Raw genomic sequence first — 1,251 nt, 5'->3', positions numbered from 1 at the left:
GCTTGAACTGGTCTAATAATTCCGGACACCTCTTAAGGGCGATATGATTTCGCCAACTTGGAGGTTTCATGAACGAAAGAAAGGTCTACACCCGCGAGTTCAAGCTGCATGCTGCCAGCATGGTGCTTGATGATAACTGTCCGGTTCCAGATGTTTGTGCATCTCTGGATATTGGGCCTACCGCTTTGCGGCGCTGGGTCGATCAGGTTCGCAAGGAACGCGAGGGCCAACCAGTCAAGGGCACCAAGGCTATTACCGAAGATCAGCGCCAGATCCAGGAGTTAAAAGCCAAGATCAAGCGCATGGAAATGGAAGCCGAAATCTTAAAAAAGGCTACCGCTCTCTTGATGTCGGATCCCGATCGTTTTCGATGATCGCAGAGCTAAGAGCGTTATTTCCGACGGCCGTGGTGTGTCGTGTTTTCGGTGTAAAGCGCAGCAGCTTTTATGAGTGGATTCAACGGCGAGCCAAGCCATCGATCAGGCGCGAAGAACTCAAGCTGAAAGTGGTTGAGCTGCACAGCGAAAGCCGCGAAGCCATGGGCTCCAGAATGATCAGTAAGGGCCTGAAATCCCAGAATATTGCAGCTGGAAGGAGCCTTGTCAGAGCGCTGATGAGGGAGGCCAACATTGTCAGTAAACAACGCCAGCCCCACCCATTCAGATCCAAAGGCGTGGAAGCATTTGTCGCGCCCAATCGGCTCAAGCGCAATTTCAAACCGACTGCAATCGATCAGGTTTGGTGTGGCGACGTCACAAGCCTGATGGTGGGCAAGCGATGGATTCATCTGGCCATCGTGATCGACTTGTATGCTCGCAGGGTCATTGGTTGGGCATTTTCTCTGGTCAATGACGCCCACTTGGTCAGCAAGGCGTTGCGCATGGCGACAGAGGTTCGAACGTGCCCTCCTGGACTGATGTTTCACTCGGATCAGGGCTGTCAGTACACCAGCCGCAAGTTTCAAGAGGAGCTGATGCGCCATGGCATTTTGCAAAGCATGAGTCATCGCGGGCAGTGCTGGGACAATGCTCCAACAGAGCGTTTTTTTGGCACTCTGAAGTCAGAATGGGTGCCTCGCAGCGGCTACAGGCTGATCGAAGAAGCGAAAACCGACATGGTGCGCTTCTTCATGTACTACAACCGTACGAGGCTCCATAGCTACAACAACTACCTGTCGCCAATAGCCATGGAGCAAAAAGCGGCATAAACACCGTAATCGGTGTCCGGGATTACTTGACCAGTTCAGCTTGC

The 1,251-nt window shown here is 52.7% G+C and carries 2 protein-coding genes; both read left to right on the top strand.

The genetic code is table 11. The annotated features are described in order from the left end of the window. Nucleotides 1-68 precede the first annotated feature (68 nt). Complete coding sequence (locus PMI34_RS29230; protein WP_008047186.1) at nt 69-374, top strand: IS3 family transposase; 306 nt, start codon at nt 69-71, stop codon at nt 372-374. Beyond that, nucleotides 371-1,207: an IS3 family transposase gene (locus PMI34_RS22475; RefSeq protein WP_008047185.1), complete on the top strand. Its 837-nt coding sequence runs from the start codon at nt 371-373 to the stop codon at nt 1,205-1,207. Before PMI34_RS29230 ends, PMI34_RS22475 begins: the two co-directional genes overlap by 4 nt. Nucleotides 1,208-1,251: the final 44 nt, after the last annotated feature.

The sequence above is a fragment of the Pseudomonas sp. GM74 genome (genome assembly GCF_000282455.1).
In the GTDB taxonomy this organism is placed as follows: Bacteria; Pseudomonadota; Gammaproteobacteria; order Pseudomonadales; family Pseudomonadaceae; genus Aquipseudomonas.
The sequence above is the reverse complement of the archived record's forward strand: the minus strand, read 5'-3'. Positions and strand labels throughout refer to the sequence as shown.

What these genes read in the sequence shown, in the direction of transcription:
- PMI34_RS29230 (WP_008047186.1), top strand. Translation starts at nt 69, where the DNA reads ATGAACGAAAGAAAGGTCTACACCCGCGAGTTCAAGCTGCATGCTGCC.
- PMI34_RS22475 (WP_008047185.1), top strand. Translation starts at nt 371, where the DNA reads ATGATCGCAGAGCTAAGAGCGTTATTTCCGACGGCCGTGGTGTGTCGT.